We start from the raw sequence: 17,437 nt of genomic DNA on the forward strand, positions 1-17,437 counted from the left end.
AAAAAAAGTATTCATGCTATAACCCTTTGGGTATAGCGTGAATTAACTTTTTTGTGTATTCCTTTTTCGGATTGTTATAAATTACATCTGCATCATCTAACTCTTCAATTTTACCAGCATTCATTACTAGCAATTGATCTGCCATATATTTTACCACAGCCAAATCGTGTGAGATAAAAATATAGGTAAAACCAAAATCTGTTTTTAATTCATTTAATAAATTTAGTACTTGCGCTTGCACAGAAATATCTAAAGCAGAAACAGATTCATCACAAATAATCAGTTTTGGTTGCAAAGCAATAGTTCTAGCTATTCCAATACGTTGTCTTTGTCCGCCAGAAAATGCATGTGGATATCTGTTAAATGCATCCGCATCCAAACCAACTCTATGTAAGATTTCTAGAACTTTTTCTTTTCTCTCAGTATACGTGTTATATAGATGATGCACTTTCATTGGTTCTAAAATAGCATTACCAACCGTTAGTCTTGGGTTTAAGGATGCATAAGGATCTTGAAAAATAATTTGAATGTCTTTTCTAAGCACTCGCATTTCTGCAGCAGAAATTTTAGTGATATCTTGCCCTTTATATAAAATATTTCCAGCTGTAGCTTTATCTAATTGTAAAATAGCTTTACCAAGCGTAGATTTTCCACAACCAGATTCGCCAACCAATCCTAAGGTTTCGCCTTCATATAATTTAAAACTCACATCGTTTACAGCTTTAAAACCCTCCGTTTTATGAAACCAACCAGAAGTGCTAAAATATTCTTTTTCCAAATTTATAACCTCTAATAAGGGAGGCTTACTATAAATAGCTTCATGATGTTTTTTCCTTTCTTCCGTAGTTATTATTTCTTTCGATGTGGTTTCTTGTAGATAATCTTGAATAGTAGGTAGTGTTTTTAGTCTGGTGTTTAAAGAAGGTCTAGAACTTATAAGAGCTTTGGTATAATTGTTTTCCGGATTTTTAAATATTTGTTCTATGCTGCCTTGTTCTACAATATTACCTTGATACATGACTAATGCGCGATGTGCAATTTCAGATATTAAAGAAAGGTCATGTGTAATAAAAAGAATACTCATTTTGGTTTTTGCTTGCAATTCTTTTAAAAGTAGAATTATATCTTTTTGTACTGTGACATCCAATGCGGTGGTGGGCTCGTCAGCAATTAAAATCTCCGGTTCGCAAGCAATAGCCATGGCAATCATAACCCGTTGCATTTGTCCGCCAGATATTTCATGCGGGTACTTATTATATGTGGTTTCAGGAATAGGAAGCTTTACTTGTTCAAAAAGCGAAATCACATGCGCTTTGGCTTTGGTTTTAGTTAAACTAGTGTGTTGTAAAACAATTTCAAGAACTTGTTTTCCACAAGTCATAGAGGGATTTAGAGAACTCATTGGTTCTTGAAAAATAATAGATATTTTTTTTCCTCTTATTTTCTGAAACCCTTTTGCGTCTAATTTTGTTAGATCTGCGTTTTTATATAAAATGCTTCCGTTGGTGATTTTGGATATGTTTTTTGGTAATAATCCTAATATTGCCAATGTAGAAACAGATTTTCCAGAACCAGATTCACCAACAATGCCTAATATTTCATTTTCATTTAAATGATAAGAAATATTGTGGATAATTTCTTTTTCTTCCTTTTTATTATAGAAGGAAATAGAAAGGTTTTTAATAGCAAGTATTTTGTTTTTTAACATGGTTAAAAATAGCTTTTTTAGTCAGAAAAATTACGGGAAAACCGTAAAATATAGCTGTTTTTTTACAAAAAAAATGTATTTCGTCGAAAAGCTATTAATTATTTATTTTTTTAAATCAAAAACACTACTTTCATCAGAATATTAACCAAAAAATTATAACATTCGCATGAAAAAGAACTTTACATTATCAATTATGTGTTTTTTGATGGTTGTCTCCATTTTCGCTCAAGATCGAAGATGTGCTACTATGGAAAACCTGGAATATAGAAAGCAATTGGATCCGCAATTGGAACAGCGAATGACGGAAATAGAAAATTTTACGCAAGCAAAAATCCAAGCATTAGAAAATAATAGTAGTGCATATCGAGTAGATGGGAGTATCATTACCATTCCAGTAGTAGTACATGTGTTATATAGAAATAGCACAGAAAATATTAGTGAAGCACAAATACAGTCACAAATAGATGTTTTAAATGAAGATTTTAGACGTACTAATTCAGATGCGAACAGTACTTGGTCACAAGCCGCAGATACACAAATAGAATTTTGTTTGTCTACAGTAGATCCTAACGGAAATGCTACAACAGGTATTACTAGAAAATCAACTACACGTCAAGATTGGGGTGCAAATGATGAAGCTAAAAGTGCTTCTTCAGGAGGAATAGATCCTTGGAATACTTCGGAGTATTTAAACATGTGGATTGTTCCAAAAATGACAACAACTTCTGGAGGACAAACAATTAACCTTTTAGGTTATGCGCAATTCCCAGGAGGTTCAGCTGCGACTGATGGTTTAGTAATGATTTACAATGCTTTTGGTACAACAGGAGCTGTTACTTCTCCTTATGATGGAGGTAGAACTACGACGCATGAAATAGGACATTATTTTAATCTTCGTCATATTTGGGGAGATTCTAATTGTGGTAATGATTTTGTAAGTGATACACCAACACATCAAACTTCAAACTATGGTTGTCCAACGGGTCAAACTTCTTGTTCTTCAACAGATATGGTGGAGAATTATATGGATTATACCAATGACTCGTGTATGAACTTATTCACACAAGGACAAAAAACAAGAATGCGCGCTGTGTTAGAGGCAGGAGGAGCAAGACGTACTTTAGCATTATCTGATAAATGTGGAGCAACAGGAACTACACCAACATGTACCGATGGTATTCAAAATGGAGATGAAACAGGAATAGATTGTGGAGGTTCTTCTTGTGCACCATGTCAAACTGGAACCCAATATTGCGATTCGCAAGGAAATAATTCAAATGATGAATATATTTCTAGAGTGCAAGTAGGTACTATTAACAATGCTTCTGGAGCGCAATTATATTCAGATTTCACAAGTGTTTCTACAGATTTAGATACAGGTTCAAGTTATACCTTAACAGTAACACCTACATGGACGGGATCTACTTATAGCGAAGGGTATGCAGCATGGATAGATTATAATGACGATGGTGATTTTACAGATGCTGGAGAACAAATATTCTCTAAAGCTGCTTCATCAGTAACACCAGGAAGTGGGACTTTTACAGTACCAACAGGAACTGCAAGTGGCGACAAGAGAATGCGTGTTTCCATGAAATATAATGGTCTACCAACTTCTTGCGAAGCTTTCTCTTATGGAGAAGTAGAAGATTATACGGTAAATATTACTGCAGGAGTAGCAGATACGGTGAAGCCAGTTATTTCTTTAACAGGAAGTGCAACCATTAATTTAACCGTTGGAGACACTTATACAGAATTGGGTGCTACAGCTACAGATAATATAGATGGAAACTTGACTTCTAGTATTGTAGTAACAGGAACTGTAAATACAAATACTGCAGGAACCTATACAAGAAACTATAATGTTAGTGATGCAGCAGGTAATGCAGCAAACCAAGTATCTAGATCTATAGTGGTAAGCCCAGCAAGTACGACAGGTTGTTCTGGAGCTATTAGCTCTTTCCCATATAATCAAGGTTTTGAATCTAGTTTTGGATCTTGGACACAAAGTAGCGGTGACGATTTTAATTGGACAAGAAAATCTGGAGCAACTCCTTCTAGTAACACAGGTCCAACTAGTGCATCAGAAGGTTCTCAATATATTTTTATGGAATCTTCTTCGCCTAACAATTCTACTAAAAGAGCCATTTTAAATTCTCCTTGTTTTGATTTAAACGGAGAAACGCAAGCTACATTCGCTTTTGCATATCATATGTATGGTGCTTCTGCAATGGGAAGTTTAGCTTTAGAAGCAAGTAGTAATAACGGAAGCTCTTGGACAAGTGTTTGGAGTAAATCTGGAAATCAAGGAAATGCTTGGGAAACAGCATCTGTAGATTTATCTGGGTATGTAGGAGCAACAGTTCAATTACGTTTTAATGGCGTTACAGGAACTACTTGGCAAGGCGATATGGCAGTAGATGCAGTAAGCTTATCTACAAGTGGTGGATCTTCAGGTAGTAGTACAGACGTTACCTTATCTATTACTTTTGATAATTATCCAGAAGAAACATCTTGGACAATAACAGATGACTCTAATAGTGTTGTAGCATCTGGAGGAACATACGCAAGTCAAGCCGATGGTTCTACATTAAATATTAATGAAACCTTACCAGCAGGATGTTATTCTTTTACAATTAGTGATGTTTACGGAGACGGTATTTGCTGTTCATACGGAAATGGATCTTATTCTTTAACCGGCGGAGGAACGGTATTAGTAAGCGGAAGTTCTTTTACGAACTCTGAAACCACAACATTTTGTGTTGGAGGTGCATCAAGTTCCGCTTCTAATTATTTTACTGCATCTACAGTGAATACTTTAGATAATCCGTTTACATTGTATCCTAACCCGGCTAAGCAAACGCTTAATGTGCGTTTAGTAGGATTAGAAGCACAAAGTTTCGAGATTAAAAACCTGTTAGGACAAACGGTGATTAATGGAAGATATACCAACACGATTAATGTGTCTAAATTGCAACAAGGTATGTATATTTTGCAATTAAATATTGGGGAGAAAACGAAGGTTAAAAAGTTTATTAAACAATAAACAAGTAATCCCCAAGAATTAGTTTTTTTAAAGTCCAGAGTGAAAGCTCTGGGCTTTTTTTATATCCTTCCTTGAGGAAGGTGGCTCGAAGAGACGGAAGGTGTTTTTGTTCCTTGAGGAAGGTGGCTCGAAGAGACGGAAGCTGTTTTTGTTTTTGGGCAAATTTTTTTGAAGGAAAAAAATCAGGCTGTCACTACTCAATCTTTTTTTTAGCTCTTTCCTATAGGAAGATCTTTCGAAGAAATAGAAACTATTATACTTTATTTAGAGAGGTATCAAAACTAAAAAAAAGGATTTCAAACAAACCGTTCCATCCTTTTTGCAATACTAAATATGAACAATCTCATTGTCATGAAGTAGCGCATCCCCACGAAGTCTTAAAAATATTTGAGCAACAGCAATGGTATCTTTTTCGCAGTAAACAACAATCCGGTCTATTTCCTTTTCTTGATAATATACACGATATACTTCGCTACCATCAATATCATCCTTTGGTGAAGGAATTCCTAAAACATTAGTCAGTAGCTTTAAAGAAGTATAGTTTTTATAGTCACCAAACTTCCAAAGTTCCAGCGTATCTAAATGCGGAACTTCCCAAGGTTTTTTGCCAAATAAATTTAGTTTGTATGGTAATTCTATGTTGTGAATAATCATACGTCTTGCGATATACGGAAAGTCAAATTCTTTACCATTATGTGCGCACAATAAATGTTTATTCTGACTAAAATGGGAAAGCAGTAGGTTTTTAAAGTCTTTTAAAAGTTTAGGTTCCTCACCATAAAAAGAGGTAACTCTAAAAGTTCTTATATCGTTTTGAATAGCAAAATAGCCAACCGAAATACATATTATTTTACCAAATTCTGCCCAAATTCCTGCACGATCATAAAATTCTTCCGCAGTAAATTCTTCCTTCCTTTGGTAACGTGATTTGGCATCCCAAAGTTCTTGTTTGGTTTTATCTAATTCCGAAAACTTCTCTGTTTCCGGAACCGTTTCAATATCTAAAAATAAAATGTCTTCTAAATGGAGTTTGCTAATCATATTTGCTTTTAGTCTTTCGATTATGCTTCAGATAAACTCCAGCAATAATCTTAGTTATTCATCATCTTATACGCTTCTTCTATGTATAAAGAAATATCTTTGGTATACGCTCCAATTCCAGCATCCGGCGATTTTTGGTGTCCTAAACGCACAATAATCACATTGTCTTCTGGTTGTACAATTACGTACTGCCCCAAGTGGCCACGCATCATGAAAAAATCTTTTTCGTTTTGGGTTTTTAACCACCAACCATATCCATATTCTGGACTTGCAGGAAAACGAGGTTTTAAAGATTTCGCTACAAAAGCAGAATCTAATACTTGTTTCCCATTCCATTTTCCATGGTCTTTATATAGTTTTCCAAAACGCGCAAAGTCTTTGGCGTTGCTTGCAATGCAGCAATATGCTTTTACTAAATCATGATCTTCACTGTCTACTTGCCAAAGGGTTGGGTTTTCGCTACCTAATGGTTTCCAAAAGCTTTCTGTTAAGTAATTGTATGCTTTTTTTCCTGTCGCTTTCTCTATTACCATAGCTAACATTTGCGTGTCTCCACTTGCATATTTAAAGGCTTGTCCTGGTTTTGTAACGACTTTTAAACCATTCATTACCTTGGCAAGATCGTCATCAAAATACGCACGTGTGGTTATAGATAGTGGGGAATAATATGCTTCATCCCAATTGGTTCCAGATGCCATACTACTTAAATCTCCAACCGTCATTTTTGCTGCATCTCCATCGCAGAATTCAGGTAGAAAGTCACAAACAGGTTGGTCTAAGCTTTCTATATAACCTTCCATAATAGCTTTTCCCATTAAACCAGAAACATAGCTTTTTGCCATAGAAAAAGAATTAGATTTTGAGTCTTTGTTATAGCCATCGTAATAATTCTCAAACCAAACACTATCATTTTTAATAATAACATAAGCAATGGTTCCCCAATCTTTATTGGCCTTTTGCAACGTTTCCGTTTCTGTTACTTTGTTATACATTTTATGATTTGGCCAAAGTTGCGGTGTCCCGTTTTCTATAACTTGGTTATCAAATTTCTTATAATCGTCTAAAAAAGCAGTAGTATAACCTTGCATATAAATGGTACGAACCGCTTTTATTAAGTAGTCTGTATCTGTAATATAAAGGGTTGCAATTAGTAATGCAAAAAGGATAGCAAGTACTTTAATTAGTTTTTTTATTATTTTCATAAGGTAATATAATTATTAAATATAGAATATTTTCTCTGATTAAAAAATTTAGAAGGAATTAAAAAAGACTTTCTTGTTTGTAATGGCTTTCATGTTCTAAAAGCCATTGTTTGCGCTGTAACCCTCCAGCGTAACCCGTTAGTGAGCCATCACTACCAATTACACGATGACAAGGAACGGCAATCCATAGTGGGTTTTTGCCATTGGCATTTGCTACTGCGCGAATGGCTTTAACATCACCAAGTTGTTGCGATAGCTTCAAATAGGAGGTGGTTTTACCAAAGGGAATAGTTAACAATTCTTTCCAAACACGTTTTTGAAAATCGGTACCTTGAGCGTTGGTTTTAAAGCTGAATTGCTGCCGTTCTCTGTTAAAATATTCTTGCAGTTGTATAGCACATTCTTCTAGTTCTTGCGGAATAATATCGGTTACTTTTTCATCCGAATTTAAAACAATAATGGATGCAATACCATCTATGTCACCTGTTATTTTGGTGAAACCTAAAGGGGTTTTGATAGTGCATTCTTCCATTGTTATTCTGGGTTGTTTTCGTCTATGATACCAAGTTTTTTAGCACGTGCTTCCCAACTTTTTCTTGCCAGACTTTGAAGATCACTTACGTTGTCACTTTCGTCCATGATTTCCATACCTAAAAGGGTTTCTATAACGTCTTCCATAGTTACAATTCCGCTTACGCTTCCGTACTCATCCACCACTAAGGCCATGTGGTTTCTAGTTTCTACTAGTTTTTCAAATAGCGTAGGTATTGGTAGGTTTCTTTCTACAATTATGATATCTCTTTTTAATTCGATTAACTTTTTAGAGCCATTTCCTAAAGCCATTTCTTTAAAAATTTCGTCTTTTAAAACGAGTCCTTTTATGTTGTCTTCTGTTTCCGAATACACCGGAATTCTAGAAAAACGAAGGTTCATATTTCTATTAAAAAAATCTTCTACTGTGGTATTTTCGTTCTCCGATTTCATAACGGTTCGAGGCGTCATCACATTTTTTGCAAATACCTCTTTAAAGGTTAAAAGGTTTTTAATGATTTTACTTTCATTACCTTCAAATACACCTTCTTCGTGAGCCATATCAGCCATAACCAAAAAGCCTTCTCTACTTAAAACACTTCCATGTCCTTTGCCTCCAATAAGTTTTGTAGTAAGTTGTAATAGCCATAATAAACCTGTCCATTTAAGTGGGAATATTAAAACTTTTAGCGCTGTTGTAGTAAAATTAGCTAAGCTTTTCCAGTAGGTAGCACCAACAGTTTTTGGTATAATTTCTGAAGCTACTAATATTAAAATCGTCATTATTGAAGAAACGACTCCAACCATTAAATCTTCTGTAAACTCGATACCAAATATGGATTTTGTTTGACTACCATAAAGTTCTACATAAGCTACTTTTGCTTGTACACCAACTAAAATAGCACCTACTGTATGCGCTATTGTGTTTAAGGTTAAAATAGCAATTAATGGTCTGTCTACATCCTTTTTTAGTAATTCTAATTCGGTTGCAAATGCTTTCCCTTCTTGTTTTTTTAGGTTAATAAATGTTGGTGTAACACTTAAAAGAACGGCTTCTAAAATAGAACATAAAAAAGAAAAAAATATTGAAATAAATGCGTAAAATAGGAGTACTCCCATAGTTGGTTTTAGATTTTTGTTTTGGCTAATTTACAAAATCCTATTTATATTAATAGACTTCAAGATAATAGGTTGTTTAACCTTTTGAAATTGCGATGAAAAGTAAATTTATTCGTGTAATTTATAGGTGAGTTTACTTTAATGGTTGCTTTGTTTCTATAAATAGTATTAATTATCCTTTTTGTTGTCACTTAAATAATGTCGCGTATTTTACATCTAGCATAAAGTGAAGTTGAGGTAGTTGACTAATAAATAGCTAGGTAAAAAAAATACTGTACTATTTTTTTGTAAATTAGTACCAATATACCTTTTATTGGGTATGGTATTCTTTCCCTATAGTACTTAGTTTAGTAGCATCATTTAAAGACAAAGTTATGTTCCATTACTTAATGAGAACATGGCAGATATAATAGACTTAAAACAAGTAGTACACATTAAACAACCAAAAAAGATGGAAACATTTGAAACCTTCAGTAATAATCAAAAAATCAATGTCAACTCTACATACACATCTATGGCAAAACGCTTTGGACCTGTATCCTTTTTTTTAAGAAAGGAAAGTGACTTAAATGACTTTGATATTTTGCCAAGAGACACAGATGACAGCTGTAAATTCGGAAAAGAACAAACTATTGAAAAAGCAATTTTAGATATTACCACACAATTTTTTGTGGATTCCGGACAATTAGCTAATAAGGAAAAAATTATGCAGGCAACGAGCATAAGAAATAGTATTTTTGATCAAGATAATAGACATACATATTTTTCCACTTTTCTAGATTTTTCAGGGGAATATCATAATGGAAGTGGAGCAAAATTCACTGTTGTAAAAAGAATAAAAATAGTTTTAAAAGAAAATATAATAGAACATCACAAAGCATTTGTGTCCACATTAAATCTTTAATTATGAGAACAATATTAGTTAGTTTCGTACTATGCTTTTCATTTGTATTTACATATGCACAAGATGATAATACTGTCAAAAAAAGCATCAATGATTTCAATTTCGAGAGTGTTTCAAATCCAGCATTTTCTATACTAGATGAAACGCCTTCGGCAATTAATACACCAGATAATTTAAAGAGTTTAGGACTTTACTTGTCTAATGGTTTTTCTAACAGTAATATTGCAGTTGAAATTAATCCATATTGGATTTTTGGAGAACAAGACACTTCTTATGAAGCGTATAGAGGAATTAAAAAAAGTGATGCAGAAGCAAAGATTAGTCCTTTTAAAGCTTTTTCAACAAATAGTTCCATTTCTATTGCCTATTTAGAGAAGGAATTTAATGGCTTTGATGAAGCTAAAAAAGTTCTTGCTATAGGAGGTCGTGGAACTATATTTGAATATTATGGTAAAGAAAGAACAAGAGAAGTTCTTAAAGTTGTGAATGCTATGGATACAGGTTTCTCTAAAAATATATTAGAGGTATTCAATGATTTTCTTGCTGGTACATTGAAAGCAGATGGCTCTCCATTAGGTGCGCCAGATGAAATTCAATCAAAAGCTTATATAGATACCAAAGTGATTCCTAAAGAGTATTTGGATGCTGGAAAATCTTTTTTATCAAAATTACCTCAGTATGCTAGTTTGTATAATAATAGCGCTGAATTAGTGAAGGATTATTTTGAAGAAGCAAGCGAACGTATTGTTAACTTTGTTTTTAATCCCAAAACCATAAAACCTCTTTTAAGAATTGATGGTGCAGCTGCGTATAGTATTTTATTTAAAGATAGTAATATTGATTCTAATACCGCTAGACGAATAGGAGCTTGGGTGTCTTTAGATTTAGCACTTAAGTTTAGCGATAAGAATTATATTCATGTGTTGGCTATTGGAAAGTACGTGGATGATGGGTTTAATTTAAATGCAGATGGATATTTTGATACTAGTTTTTGGGATTATGGTGGAAAAGTAGAGTTTGACATTAACAAATTTAGACTCTCTTATGAATATATAGCAAGAGAAGGTTTTGGTGAACAATATAGATCTGTGGGTAATATCACCTATCAATTGTCAAAAAAAATGAGTATTGTTGGAGGTTTCGGTAAAGATTTCCCTGTAGATAATAACTTGGTGTCAATTATTGGAATTAATTGGGGTTTAGATTTGGGAGAGTCATCATTTACGAAATAAAATTTAAATTCTGTTTTATTGTTTAAACCTTTTTCTTAAAGCAAGAATAAAGAAAGATAAAAAGGTTCCACTTAATATAAGCTGTATGTTTTTAAGCAGTAACCAATATCTTGGGTAAGGTTCATTTTCTCTAATTTCTATGTAGGGAATTGAGCCTTTTAAACCTCGTTCTAATGCATTAATAACATTGTAATCAATTAAGAAATATACTATTGTACAAACTAAAGTTAATATAGCTAAACTTATAATTGGTCTCAGAAAATTTTGGGTATAACCACCAAAAAAACCATAAAACCAATAAATAAAAAAAGAGGCATATTTTCTTTCATGCAACAGACGGTTTTTCCTCATTTCCATTTCGCTTATATAAGCGTAACCTGATAATTCCCAGTCCTTTTGTCCATCGAAATTTTTCTTTAATTGGCGATAAATGTTTTCAAGTTTTAAATAATTAGAAGTATTAATAAATTTTAAATCTGTTTCATCTTTAATAAGCAACCTGTGAGTTATATTCCATTTACAGGAATCAAATATTGGTTTTACAATGTTAGATTCCATAAATACAATGTTATTACAATCACATCGAAAGAAATAAAAATTGTCTTGAAAAAAGATGTTTCTTAATTTAAGTACTTGATTTTCTTTTATTGAAATATCTCTGAATAATGATTTTTTACCAAGGAATTCAAGATTACTAAAACCTCCATTTACAAAGCTTTCCCGATGAATTAAAACGTTGTCCTCAAATTTTGTTGAGGCAAGAGTAAAAGTTTTTAAATAATTATTATTATACATTCTTACTTCCTTATTAAAAGTAGAAGAAATAATGCTAAAGAGATTAATACTCTTGTTACTTCCAATTTGGCATAATCCATTAAAATTATTTTCTGACAAATTAGTATTGTCATTGAATGTATTACCATGTAATAAAAGCCTTTGTTCAAATAGGTTGAAATTTAAATTTGATTTTTTAAACAATTGACAATTAGTTAAAGAAAATTCATTTCTGAAGATACAAGAAGATATTGTAAAATCGCCATGAATAGATGTGTATTGAATTTTAAAATTTTCTTCAAAAACACAGTCTTCAAAGGTTAAATCGCTTTTAAAAATAACAAGAGGAGATGTTTTATAATCAGGTATAATTAAATTAGGAATAATAAATGGTCCAGAAAATCTACAATTTGAAAAAATTACTCTGGTATTAATAAACAAACCACCTGAACCAAAAACTTCATGAAAATATATAGCATTGGCATTTAATAGTGGAGGGTTTGTTCTGTAAAAACTAGGAAAAACGAAGCCGTCAAATTTAAAATCATTTTTTAGAATTTTATGAATCTTAATCATATTCCAAAAATGATCTAATTTACTTATATCCCATGTTTTTGTGCCATTCTTATTTTCAGAATACCAATCTGTTTTATCAGATTTAAATAGATTATCAAGTTCTTTAGAATCCATTTGATAAATATACCCAAAATCAATAATATGTTAGTTAATTAATTAAAAAAGAGCCTTTAAGACAACAACTTCACCACATCCTTAGCAAAGTAACTAGCAATGATATCTGCGCCAGCACGTTTAATGGCTGTAATTTGTTCCATCATAACCGCATCATGATCTAACCAACCTTTTTCGGCAGCAGCTTTAAGCATTGCGTATTCACCGGAAACTTGGTATACCGCAACAGGAACATCGACTTCGTTTTTAATTTCACGCACAATATCTAAATAGCATAAACCTGGTTTTACCATCACAATATCTGCGCCTTCATCAATATCCATTTCGGTTTCTCTAATCGCTTCAAAACGATTTGCGTAATCCATTTGGTAAGTCTTTTTGTCTTTTGGAATGTCTTGAGAATCTACAGGAGCAGAATCTAAAGCATCTCGAAAAGGACCATAAAAAGCAGATGCATATTTCGCCGAATAACTCATAATACCTGCATCGGTATAACCTTCATCTTCAAAAGCTTCGCGAATAGATAAAATACGACCATCCATCATGTCACTAGGAGCTACAAAATCTGCTCCAGCTTCAATATGAGAAACACTCATATCTGTTAAGATCTCTACACTTTCGTCGTTAATTACCTTACCATTTTCAATAATACCATCGTGGCCATAAATAGAATATGGATCCAGAGCAACATCTGTCATCACTAACATTCCTGGACAAACATCTTTAACTGTTTTTATTGCGCGTTGCATTAATCCGTTAGGGTTTACCGCTTCGGTTCCTTTATTGTCTTTTAAATTATCGGGTACTTTTACAAAAAGTAATACCGATTTTAATCCCAGTTTCCACAGTTCTTTCACTTCCGCTTGTAATAAATCTAAGCTAAAACGATAGTAATTAGGCATCGAAGCAATTTCTTCTTTAATACCTTTTCCTTCTACTATAAAAAGTGGTACTAAAAAATCGTTCGGAGATATAATAGTTTCTCTAACTAAGCTTCTAATCGCTTCGTTGGTTCTTAATCTTCTGTTTCTTTTAATTGGATACATAATTTTTGTGTAAAATTCGGGATAATGTTTACTTTTATCAAATACAAAGTTAATCAATAATCCGTATTTATATTGAGCAAAGCATGGTCTAGTTTAGAATTTATTTTTCCGTGGAGAAGTTATCAAGCCAAGCTTTTAAAAAACTTTGAGACGCATATTCTAGATCGTCATTTTCATGTTATTGCGCCGCCAGGTTCTGGAAAAACTATTTTGGGTATTGAAATAATGAGAAAACTAGGAAAGAAAACACTAGTTCTCGCGCCAACCCTTACTATTAGAAACCAATGGGAAAATAGGTTACAGTCTTTTTTTACTAAAAACAAGGATTTTAAATCGTTCTCTTTTGATGTAAAATTCCCTAGCGATATTACTTTTATTACCTATCAATCTTTGCATGCTTTTTATAAATCCTTTGAAGATAAAAACGACTACCTTAATTTTTTTAAAAAGCATCATATTGAAACGCTAGTTTTAGACGAAGCGCACCATTTAAAAAACGCATGGTGGAAATGTTTATTCGAATTAAAAAACAGTACTCCTTTTTTTGTGGTTGCTTTAACAGCAACGCCTCCTTATGATAGTGATAGGACTGAGGTTTCTAAATATTTTAGCCTTTGCGGAGAAATAGATGATGAAATTGCAGTTCCCGATTTAGTAAAAGAAACTGATTTATGTCCACATCAAGATTTTGTGTATTTCTCCAAACCGGAAGATTTAGAGATTCATTTAATTTATGAATACCGACAGAAAATAGCTGGTTTTAAAGATGAATTACTACAAGACGAAACCTTTATTTCATTTATTAAAGAACATCGTTTTTATAAAAATACAGAAGATTGTTTAGATGAATTATATAGCAATACCGAATATTTTTCGGCAATGCTTATTTTTTTAAATGCCTGCGGAATACCTATTGATGATTCTAAATTAAAGACTTTAGGATTTCATAAAAAGGAAACTATAAATTTTCCGGAGTTGTATTTAGACTGGTTAGAAATTTTGTTTCAAAACCTGTTAGTAAAAGATCGAGAACAGTTAATTGCAAGTGAAGCATACCTTTTAAGTTTAGAGAAAGCGCTAAGAAGATTACATGTTTTTGATAAAAATAGAGTGCACTTTTTAGGAGAAGAATTATTGTATAAATCGCTAATTAGTAGTCCGAGTAAACTTAAAAGTATTATCACCATTGTGAATGCCGAAAGTAAGAGTTTACAAGCCGATTTAAGGTGTGTGGTTTTAACAGATTATATTAGACAGGAATTTTTAACCACTCCAGAAAGCGATCTTAATACGATTAATAAAATTGGTGTTATTCCTATTTTCCAGCAATTGCGTTGTCGCTTTTCTAAAAAGGAAGATGTAGCAGTATTAACCGGCAGTTTGGTTATTATTCATCAATCTATAATACCTGCTTTTTGCGCTATAGAAAGGGAAGTACATTTTTCATTTATACCTTTAGAAGTCGATGATGCATTTGTAATTGTTTCCGCTAAAACAAAAACTAAAAATAGTATAGTAAGTATAATAACCACTCTTTTTGAAAACGGAAAGATTAAAGTATTGGTTGGTACAAAATCCTTATTAGGCGAAGGTTGGGATGCGCCATCTATTAATAGTTTAATTCTAGCATCGTTTATAGGTTCGTTTGTGTCTTCTAATCAAATGCGTGGAAGAGCCATTAGAAAAAACCCTAAAAAGTTAAATAAAACCGGAAACATTTGGCATTTAGCTTGTGTAGATCGTACAGCGATAAATGGAGGTAAAGATGTCGATACTTTAAGACGACGTTTTGAAGCGTTTGTTGGAGTTGCAAATAGCGATATTCCTTATATTTCTAATGGAATGGATCGTTTAAATATACCAGAAAAATTTACAGATATAGATTTAGAAAGCTTAAATATAGCAACTTTAAAACGTGCTACAGATAGAGAATGTATTGCCAAAAAATGGAAAAACTCCATTGGCAACGGAACCAAGTTAAGTAAAGAAGTTAAGATTTTTAATTTAAGCGAACTGCCTTTTAAAAAGCAGAAACAAGTGTACTATTTTGATGTGGTCCGGTTTTTTACAATCGAATTATTTTTTTCTATCTTATTGTTCTATTTCGAGTTTATTATTAAAGGGTTTAATGTGATTTTACAACGTGGCGTCACCTATTTTATATATTCCTTTTTAGCTTTTTTTGTGCTCTCTTTCGGGCTTAAACTCTATAAGGCTATCACTTTATATATTCGTTATGGTTACTTGTATAAAAGTATTCAGAAAATGGGAGAAACCATATTAGATTCCTTGTATGATTTAGGACATCTAACAACTAGTAGAGAAGCTGTTTTTGTAACATCGAGTCGTGTTACTAGTGGCGATGTTGTTTGCAATTTAGTAGGAAGTAATACTTATGAAAATGCATTGTTCTCTTCCGCTTTATGCGAATTATTAGATGCTATAGATTCGCCAAGATATTTAATAATTAAAACTAGTTTTTTTAGAAGAACATTAGATATTGAAAATTTTTATCCTGTTCCGGAAATCTTTGGAGATAGAAAAGAGAATGCTATTATTTTTCAAAAAAATTGGAGTAAAAATATTGGTAGAAACAAGTTGTTTTACACGAGACATTTGAAAGGCAGAAGATTGCTTTTAAAAGCTAGATTATTTCATGTGTATAATGCATTTAAAAAAACATCTAAAGAAGTTACTATCTGGAAATAGTTATTTAGTTTTTGGCATAACCAACGTAATACCATTGGTTGTTTTCTTTTATAAAAGCTGATTTTTCATGAATAATATCTGTGTTTCCGTTTTCATTAAAATACGCATTAAAGGTTACCGTACCTTCATTATCCTTTTCTAAGCCTTTGGTAGTTTCTTGTACTTCTAGTTTTATCCACGCTACAGATTTCGCCCATTTTACAATTGCTTTTTTTTCGGATATCGGTCTTGTGGATAGATGATGCGTTTCCATTAAATAATCACCATTTGCTACTACAAATGCGCTATATCTAGAACGCATGAGTTGTTCTGCTGTTTCTGTTTTTCCATTATTTAAATGAAACACTTCGCAGCACGCTTTGTAGGTTTTGTTATTTCCGCAGTAGCAATTCATGGTTTTGCCTTTAAACCTGCAAGGTTTTTGAAACCTTGCAGGAATGTTTATTTATATATACCCTGCGAGGTCTTTAAGACCTTTTAGGTGTTTCAATTATACCCAGTCTTTCGGATTTTGTAATACTTCAATTAATCGTTCTTCTTCGCTACCAGCTTCCGGATGATGATCATAAACCCATTGCACATGTGGCGGGAGACTCATTAAAATACTTTCAATTCTTCCGTTAGTTTTTAATCCGAAAAGCGTTCCTTTATCATGCACTAAATTGAATTCTACATAACGACCACGACGAATTTCTTGCCAATCGCGTTGTTCTTTTGTGTATGCTAAATCTTTTCTTTTTTCAGCAATAGGAACATAGGCTTCTAGGAAACTATCCCCAACTTCTGTAACAAAGTCATACCAGTTTTGCATGCTCATCTCGTCGGAAGCTTTGCAATAATCGAAGAATAAACCGCCAATTCCACGACCTTCGTTTCTATGTGCATTGTAAAAATACTCGTCACAACGTGCTTTGTATTTTGAATGAAATTCAGGATTGTGCTTGTCGCAAGCTGTTTTACATGTCTGATGAAAGTGTTTTGCATCTTCATCAAACAAGTAGTAAGGCGTTAAATCTTGTCCGCCACCAAACCATTGGTCTACAATATTTCCTTCTTTATCATACATTTCAAAATAACGCCAATTTGCATGTACTGTTGGAACCATTGGGTTTGTAGGATGTAATACGAGGCTTAATCCACAAGCGAAAAAATCGGCATCTTCTACGCCAAAATACTTTTGCATCGAGTCTGGTAATTTGCCATGAACACCAGAAATATTAACACCTCCTTTTTCAAAAACGTTTCCATTTTCAATGACACGTGTTCTTCCGCCACCACCTTCTGGTCGTTTCCAAATATCTTCTTGAAATTTTGCTTTTCCGTCAACTGCTTCTAGACCAGCTGTAATCCTGTCTTGTAAATCTTGTATGTATTGGTAGAATTTGTCTTTCATTTTACTGTCAAATATGTTAAGGTTATTTGATGAGGTATCCGT

Annotated in this window: 13 protein-coding genes; 4 read left to right on the plus strand and 9 right to left on the minus strand. The window is 32.9% G+C overall.

The features are described from left to right. Positions 1-16: 16 nt before the first annotated feature. On the minus strand, positions 17-1,708 hold the full coding sequence (locus ACVCXO_RS16285; protein WP_452230650.1) for an ABC transporter ATP-binding protein: 1,692 nt from the start codon (positions 1,706-1,708) through the stop codon (positions 17-19). 166 nt (positions 1,709-1,874) lie between these two features. Between ACVCXO_RS16285 and ACVCXO_RS16290 the strand changes: the two genes are divergently transcribed. Then, complete coding sequence (locus ACVCXO_RS16290; RefSeq protein WP_452230651.1) at positions 1,875-4,754, plus strand: GEVED domain-containing protein; 2,880 nt, start codon at positions 1,875-1,877, stop codon at positions 4,752-4,754. 327 nt (positions 4,755-5,081) lie between these two features. On the opposite strand, the gene ACVCXO_RS16295 is transcribed toward ACVCXO_RS16290, so the two are convergent. Genes ACVCXO_RS16295 through ACVCXO_RS16310 form a run of 4 tightly spaced genes read right to left on the minus strand, consistent with a single transcriptional unit; the run spans position 5,082 to position 8,647 of the window. Continuing rightward, entirely contained in the window at positions 5,082-5,795 is a 714-nt protein-coding gene (locus tag ACVCXO_RS16295; RefSeq protein WP_452230652.1) for a 3'-5' exonuclease, read from the minus strand. A 50-nt stretch (positions 5,796-5,845) separates the two neighbouring features. Continuing rightward, entirely contained in the window at positions 5,846-6,997 is a 1,152-nt protein-coding gene (locus ACVCXO_RS16300; protein ID WP_452230653.1) for a serine hydrolase domain-containing protein, read from the minus strand. Between the two features lie 58 nt (positions 6,998-7,055). Continuing rightward, a complete protein-coding gene (locus ACVCXO_RS16305) occupies positions 7,056-7,529 on the minus strand; it encodes a methylated-DNA--[protein]-cysteine S-methyltransferase (protein ID WP_452230654.1) in 474 nt (157 codons plus the stop codon). 2 nt (positions 7,530-7,531) lie between these two features. Then, the gene (locus tag ACVCXO_RS16310) at positions 7,532-8,647 is read right to left on the minus strand and encodes a CNNM domain-containing protein (protein ID WP_452230655.1); all 1,116 of its coding nucleotides are present in this window, start codon (positions 8,645-8,647) and stop codon (positions 7,532-7,534) included. Positions 8,648-9,044: 397 nt separating this feature from the next. On the opposite strand from ACVCXO_RS16310, the gene ACVCXO_RS16315 reads away from it, so the two are divergent. Both ACVCXO_RS16315 and ACVCXO_RS16320 read left to right on the plus strand, forming a co-directional pair. Continuing rightward, on the plus strand, positions 9,045-9,551 hold the full coding sequence (locus tag ACVCXO_RS16315) for a hypothetical protein (protein ID WP_452230656.1): 507 nt from the start codon (positions 9,045-9,047) through the stop codon (positions 9,549-9,551). 2 nt (positions 9,552-9,553) lie between these two features. Next, positions 9,554-10,783 carry a hypothetical protein gene (locus ACVCXO_RS16320; RefSeq protein WP_452230657.1) on the plus strand — a complete coding sequence of 410 codons (1,230 nt, stop codon included), beginning with the start codon at positions 9,554-9,556 and terminating at the stop codon, positions 10,781-10,783. 15 nt (positions 10,784-10,798) lie between these two features. Here ACVCXO_RS16320 and ACVCXO_RS16325 read toward each other — a convergent pair whose 3' ends face one another. Together ACVCXO_RS16325 and hemB are read right to left on the minus strand one after the other, a co-directional pair. Beyond that, positions 10,799-12,247 carry a hypothetical protein gene (locus ACVCXO_RS16325; RefSeq protein ID WP_452230658.1) on the minus strand — a complete coding sequence of 483 codons (1,449 nt, stop codon included), beginning with the start codon at positions 12,245-12,247 and terminating at the stop codon, positions 10,799-10,801. Between the two features lie 56 nt (positions 12,248-12,303). After that, on the minus strand, positions 12,304-13,293 hold the full coding sequence (hemB, locus tag ACVCXO_RS16330) for a porphobilinogen synthase (protein WP_452230659.1): 990 nt from the start codon (positions 13,291-13,293) through the stop codon (positions 12,304-12,306). 72 nt (positions 13,294-13,365) lie between these two features. Between hemB and ACVCXO_RS16335 the strand changes: the two genes are divergently transcribed. Next, complete coding sequence (locus tag ACVCXO_RS16335) at positions 13,366-16,002, plus strand: DEAD/DEAH box helicase family protein (RefSeq protein WP_452230660.1); 2,637 nt, start codon at positions 13,366-13,368, stop codon at positions 16,000-16,002. Between the two features lie 4 nt (positions 16,003-16,006). Here the strand turns inward: ACVCXO_RS16335 and ACVCXO_RS16340 are convergent, their stop codons facing one another. Beyond that, positions 16,007-16,396 carry a YchJ family protein gene (locus tag ACVCXO_RS16340; RefSeq protein WP_452230661.1) on the minus strand — a complete coding sequence of 130 codons (390 nt, stop codon included), beginning with the start codon at positions 16,394-16,396 and terminating at the stop codon, positions 16,007-16,009. A gap of 96 nt (positions 16,397-16,492) precedes the next feature. Further along, entirely contained in the window at positions 16,493-17,395 is a 903-nt protein-coding gene (gene hemF, locus ACVCXO_RS16345; RefSeq protein ID WP_452230662.1) for an oxygen-dependent coproporphyrinogen oxidase, read from the minus strand. Positions 17,396-17,437: the final 42 nt, after the last annotated feature.

The organism is Lacinutrix sp. MEBiC02404 (assembly GCF_053601575.1).